5 protein-coding genes are annotated in these 6,166 nt (G+C 35.3%); all 5 read right to left on the reverse strand.

The window, feature by feature from the left end:
* Positions 1–943 (reverse strand): iron-containing alcohol dehydrogenase (locus tag CLLU_RS17840; RefSeq protein ID WP_106011113.1); only part of this gene is annotated, 943 nt, incomplete at its 3' end.
* A 76-nt stretch (positions 944–1,019) separates the two neighbouring features.
* Positions 1,020–2,513 carry an aldehyde dehydrogenase family protein gene (locus tag CLLU_RS17845; RefSeq protein WP_106011114.1) on the reverse strand — a complete coding sequence of 498 codons (1,494 nt, stop codon included), beginning with the start codon at positions 2,511–2,513 and terminating at the stop codon, positions 1,020–1,022.
* A gap of 884 nt (positions 2,514–3,397) precedes the next feature.
* The gene (locus CLLU_RS17855; RefSeq protein WP_106011115.1) at positions 3,398–4,681 is read right to left on the reverse strand and encodes a macrolide family glycosyltransferase; all 1,284 of its coding nucleotides are present in this window, start codon (positions 4,679–4,681) and stop codon (positions 3,398–3,400) included.
* Between the two features lie 120 nt (positions 4,682–4,801).
* Positions 4,802–5,824 carry an amidohydrolase family protein gene (locus CLLU_RS17860; RefSeq protein ID WP_106011116.1) on the reverse strand — a complete coding sequence of 341 codons (1,023 nt, stop codon included), beginning with the start codon at positions 5,822–5,824 and terminating at the stop codon, positions 4,802–4,804.
* A gap of 152 nt (positions 5,825–5,976) precedes the next feature.
* Complete coding sequence (locus CLLU_RS17865) at positions 5,977–6,132, reverse strand: TetR/AcrR family transcriptional regulator (protein ID WP_106011117.1); 156 nt, start codon at positions 6,130–6,132, stop codon at positions 5,977–5,979.
* Positions 6,133–6,166 lie beyond the last annotated feature (34 nt).

The following is a 6,166-nucleotide window of genomic DNA, read 5'->3' on the forward strand; positions in this document are numbered from 1 at the left end:
CTATGAGTTCATTCTCAGTATTCCCGGGAAGTTTAAGGAATCTGGCTATTTCTGCATACCTTTCCGAACAAGCACCCTTGTTGAAGTCTATTACATAGGGCAGGAATATAGCATTGGCACATCCATGCGGTATATGAAATACAGCTCCGGTTTTATGGGCCATGCTATGGGTTATCCCCAAAAGTGCATTTGAAAACGACATGCCAGCCAGACACTGAGCTATGTGCATATGACCTCTGGCCTCCATATTCCCCTTATAGGATTTAAACAGATACTCATGAATCATCTTTATAGCATGTAATGCCAGTGGATCTGAAAAATCCGATCGAAGACTTGCCACGTAAGCCTCTATAGCATGGGTCAAAGCATCCATTCCGGTATATGCCACAAGCTTCTTAGGCATGGTTTCTGCAAGAGCCGGATCTATTATAGCTATATCAGGAGTTAAATTGAAATCAGCCATAGGATACTTTATCTGTGTCTTATAATCCGTTATTACAGCAAAAGAAGTCACTTCAGTTGCCGTTCCGCTGGTAGACGGTATCGCCATGAATTTCGCTTTCTGTCTCAATTTAGGTATTCCAAAAGGAATTACTGCTTTCTCGAAGGTAAAATCAGGATATTCATAAAACACCCACATGGCCTTGGCAGCATCAATAGGTGAGCCTCCACCCACTGCTATTATCCAATCAGGTTCGTATTCCCTCATAACCCTGGCACCTTCCATGACAGCTTCAACGGATGGATCCGGTTTAATACCTTCAATCAGTTTAAATTCAACATTGGCTTCTTTCAAATAGGATTCAATCCTGCCTAAAAATCCAAACCTTTTCATAGAACCTCCACCTACAACAATTACAGCTTTATGGCCTTCCAGACCCTTCAAGTATTCCAAAGAATTTTTCCCAAAGTAAATATCTCGAGGTATTGTGAATCTTTCCATTTTCTAACTCCTCCTAATTAACACTATAATTTAATTTTTATTATAAAGATTTATACGCAGGACTATATTCTCTATATCAATACAGCCCCAATTTGCTCTCATCTATATTTATAAATATATTTTTAGTCTGGGTATAGGCATTCAGAATTGATTTATAGGTTTCCCTTCCTATTCCGGATTTTTTATATCCTCCAAAAGGTGCACCTGCCGGAAGCTGATTATAGGTGTTTACCCACATTCTCCCGGTTTCCACCGATTTTGCCACTCTCAGTGCCTTATTTATATCTTTCGTCCAAACTGCTCCTCCCAAACCATATTCTGAATCATTGGCGAGTTCTATAACTTCTTCTTCATCTTTAAACTTTATCACCGTAGCAACAGGTCCAAATATCTCCTCCTGTGCTATCCTCATGTTGTTTTTTGCATCTGCCAGAATTGTGGGTTTTACAAATTCACCTTTTTTAAGTTCACCTTCTTCTATTTTATATCCTCCTGTTACAAGGGAAGCACCTTCTTCTTGTCCTATTTTCACATAGTTCAGAATTTTTTCAAGTTGTCCGTGGTTTATCTGGGCTCCCATCTGAATTCCATCTTTCCAGGGAAGGCCAACTTTTACCTTCTCAAAGGCATTTTTTATTTCATTTAAAAACTTATCATAAATTTTTTCCTGAATAAACAATCTGGAGCCTGCGCAACAAACTTGTCCCTGATTGAACAGTATTCCAAGCTGTACACCTTCAATAGCTTTTTTCCATGGAGCATCATCAAAGAATATGTTGGCGGATTTTCCTCCCAGTTCAAGGGTTGCAGGTATGAGTCTTTTGGCAGCCTGTTCCGCAACCCTGTAACCCACCTCTGTAGAACCTGTAAAGGCAAGTTTGCTCAACCCTTCATGTCCCAGCATGTAATCACCTGATTTTGAGCCTCTGCCTGTAACTAAATTCAATACACCTTTGGGAAGTACATCTCCTATGAGCTTCATCAGTTCAAGAAGGCTCAATGATGTGGAAGATGAAGGATGGATTACTACGGTATTGCCTGCTGCAAGTGCAGGAGCAATTTTCCATGCAGCCATAAGTATTGGGAAATTCCACGGGATTATTTGTCCAACTACTCCTATAGGCTCCCTTAATACAATACTCAAAGTATTATTGTCTATATCCTGGGCATTACCTTCTTCTGTTCTTATTGCTGCCGCAAAATATCTGAAATGATCTGCACTGGCAGGTACATCTACACTGAGAGTTTCCCTGAGAGGTTTACCATTGTCCAGGGTTTCCACCAGTGCAAGATGTTCCTTGTTCTCATCTATAATATCAGCTATCTTCAAAAGCAGATTGCTTCTCTGCTCACGCCCAACTAATTTCCAGCCTTTAAAAGCCTTATGGGCAGCATCTACAGCTCTGTCAACATCCTCATTGGTTGCATCTACAAATTCCGAGAGAACACTTCCATCAGAAGGGTTGTAACTTTTTATCTTGTCATTCCCGCTGCTGTCAACCCACCTGCCGTCTATATACAGTTTGTACTCTTTAGCTATTGCTTCTTGAATTTGTTGTTTTGATACCATAAAGATCACTCCTTAATTATTTGACATATTTTTAATTATTTTACATCTTTATGACATATATGATATTACTTCTTGAGTATTATGTCAATGAAAACTTTCAATTGTTATTATTTTGGCAATATATTGATTAATCATTCACTAATAATAAAACTCATTTATTTACTTTTAATTTTTATTTAGCTTAAGCATAATATATTCCAGGTTTTTTACACTCATATAATTTTTTACCTAAAATTTTATCATAATTATAAGCACCAATTAAATTCATTTTTCCTAAATTTTGACTAATTTTTAACTATGTTGATTTTATATGAATCATAAACTATACGATCCAAAATTGCATCAGCCAAAGGGCTGTCTATACCCCCAAGCTGTTCATACCATCCATCTCAACTGTATCAAGGTCAAAAATTTGCAGATAATTTTTTTCTACGTCTGGGAAATAATTCAGTGGATAATCGATGCGACAGAGGATTTCAATATACGACAAAGACATTTAGGAAAAAACTGGACGATCCAAGCATGTCATGATGCATAGATAATGGACCCATGGATGCATTTTGGGGAATGCTGAAATCAGAAATGCATTATCTGAGGTTCTACCTATTGGGGTTAAAAGAACACAAATTAAAATATGTTTAAAATGCATTATACCATAATATATATTATTCAACAGAAAGTCTTTACAGTAAATGGGGAAAAGCCCCTGAGTAACAAGGGCTTTTCATTAATGGGGTATTAATAACATACTAGTCAGGCACTCTCGAAAGCATGACCCAGGAAAGAACCTTTAAAATAGTACATCTATATTTTATCATTATAACAGAAAAAATCAACAGTTTAAAATATTATGAATAAATAAATATATTATACATATATATAAATCATTTCTTTAACAGCATGCGCTGTTCTAATTGAAATATTTCATCAGCAGCTTTTTTATAACCTCCTGCATTTTTTAAGCTTTCACCAATAATTTGACTATTTTTTCTGTAGCTTGCATCTGACAATATATTATTTAATGTACTTTGAAGCAATCTTTGTGTAACTTCATCTTTATCTAAGCTTATTCCAGCCCCTAATTCCACCACCCGTCTAGCCACCATAGGCTGATCTACTGATTGAGGGATAAGAATTAATGGAATGCCATAATATAAACCTTCACTGACACTATTCATACCACCATGGGTAATAAAGGCATCAGCATGTTTTAAAATTTCCAATTGAGGTACGAAATTTCTTACAGTAAAATTATCCGGTATGTTCCCTAACTGCCCAATATTAATGTTATTACCAACTGACATAATAAATTGAAGATCAAACCCTCTAAAAGCCTCCGTGCAGCTCTGGTAAAATTCTATAGAATTGTTAAAGAGGGTACCCAGTGATATATATACTATTCCCTGATCTTTTGCTATGTGAGTATCAATCTCAGTATTTTCTTCGCGTGGAACTATGGAAGGCCCTACAAATTTATAACTTTCATCAAATTTCTCCACATAGGCCTGAAAATAGCGTGATGTATATACAATATTCAACATTGCTTTTTGTATGCCAAGGCTTCCAATACCAGAAAGCCCAAATTCATATTTTTCTTCCATCTTTTTTATATAGTCATAAAGTTCTTTATTTTCATTCATAATTTCCATGAATCTTCTGAATCCAACTCGTAATGCAATAATTTCCTTGAGACGAATAAACCCTCCTTTGATACTTGCCATATCTTTAAACCGATTCATGCTGCCGCCCACCATTTCATCCCTCATTTTTTCATTAAGAGCAAAAGTGGTAATTGAACATATAGTTGGTATACCAAGGCTTCTTCCTATCTCTTCGCCAAACGGGAAAAATAAATCATAGACCAGATAATCATATTTTCCCTTTTGTTGAAGAATTGTATCTATGATTATCTCAAAATCTTTAACAATATTCAATATCTCAACTGCATCAATATATTGATCAGAATTAAGTAAATTGCCAATAGAAAATAAATCTATTCCTCCTTTATATTCAATGAATTCTGCACCGGCAGCTTCTATTTTTCTTTGAAAATCCTTAGTTAAATAATAAGTTACCTTTTCACCTCTTCTAACAAGCTCCGACACCAATCCCAATGTAGGATTAACATGCCCATGACCTGGCAAACTAATAAACAGCATTTTTGACATAATACTTCTCCTTTTAGTACATGTAAAGCTTTGACTATCTATTTTAGTCTGCCCTGACTAAATAAAATTTAATCTTTTGATATATCGATAATATTAAAGTTAAAAGATATATTATTAATTTTACAGTAGATTAGAATCTAATCTGGGAAACAATTTCAATGCATTATCATAGTAAATGGCACGACGTTCTTTATCAGTAAGCAGCTTTGTCTTTTCAAGAAGAGCTACTAAAGCAAAACTTCCAAATTCCGGTGTATAGGGATAATCACTTCCATATAATAAATGACTTGCATCAACAATCTGCAGCAAATTTTCTAACTGCCTGGGAAGACAGAATCCTGCGACATCGTAGTACAGCCCTTTTAGTTCAGCATATACATCTACATTAACTTTTTCTTTTCCCACAGGAATACGCTCAAGAAAAGGATCAAGCCTGTCTGCCAGAATTGCCAAAAAAGCCCCTGCATGGGGAATAACAAATTTAATATCAGGATAATGCTTTAAGGTTCCTTTTAATATCATATTTATAACAGTACGTGTGGTATCAAATAAAAACTCCATTGCTGGCACTGGCAATCCTTCATTAACACCTTCCGGAATACTGCTGGGTTTATTTGGATGGAGAACGGCTACTGCCTTGCGCTTATTTAATTCTTCAAATACCGGATCTAAGCAGGGATTTCCCAGATAAACACCCCGGGTATTCGTTGGTAATGTAAAACCATCTACATTCAAAATATCTAAAGCATATTCAATTTCTTCTATGCTGCCTTTTACATTGGGCAGTGGCAGAGAAGCAAGTAACCCAAATTTATCAGAATATTTTTTTACAACCTCTGCCCCATCTTCATTAACCTTTCGTGCCAATATTCTAGCAGCTTCATCATCTCCAAAATTAACATGTGGCGAGGAAATTGACAGCATAGTTGTAGCAATTCCAAGATGTTTCATTACTTTTAAATGTTTATCCACATTCCACTCTGGAGTAGGAAAACCATCCGGTTTTTCTTCTCCACTGCTTAGTAAGGCTTCCCTGTAAGCTTTAGGTAAATAATGAACATGTACATCAATTTTAGGCACACTACTTACTTTAGTACTTCCTAATAAAACTTGTAAATTTCGTTTTGTATTCTTAAATTTCATAATTGTTCCCCTCCTTACCATCTTCAATTTTTCCAAGCAATATTTACACGCTAATGTATAAATTTCAAGTTATAATTTAAACCGTAAACTTACATAAATGCTTTTGGGATATCTATGAATACCTACTTCTCCATTTGTAAATAAACATTTATTCATTTACAAGAAGAATCAATATCCGATATAAAGTTATTAACTATTATACTTATTTCTGAGTCTATCAATTTCTGCACCAATTCTTCTTTACTACTATAGTATCTATACAAATATTTAGGTGAAACTCCTGCTTTTTCACAAATTAAAGCAATCATAAAATTTTATTTTTAATATCTCCTTTTCATATAT

The organism is Clostridium luticellarii (assembly GCF_002995845.1).
In the GTDB taxonomy this organism is placed as follows: domain Bacteria; phylum Bacillota; class Clostridia; order Clostridiales; family Clostridiaceae; genus Clostridium_B; species Clostridium_B luticellarii.

What these genes read in the sequence shown, in the direction of transcription:
- CLLU_RS17855 (WP_106011115.1), bottom strand. Translation starts at nt 4,681, where the DNA reads ATGTCAAAAATGCTGTTTATTAGTTTGCCAGGTCATGGGCATGTTAAT.
- CLLU_RS17845 (WP_106011114.1), bottom strand. Translation starts at nt 2,513, where the DNA reads ATGGTATCAAAACAACAAATTCAAGAAGCAATAGCTAAAGAGTACAAA.
- CLLU_RS17865 (WP_106011117.1), bottom strand. Translation starts at nt 6,132, where the DNA reads ATGATTGCTTTAATTTGTGAAAAAGCAGGAGTTTCACCTAAATATTTG.
- CLLU_RS17860 (WP_106011116.1), bottom strand. Translation starts at nt 5,824, where the DNA reads ATGAAATTTAAGAATACAAAACGAAATTTACAAGTTTTATTAGGAAGT.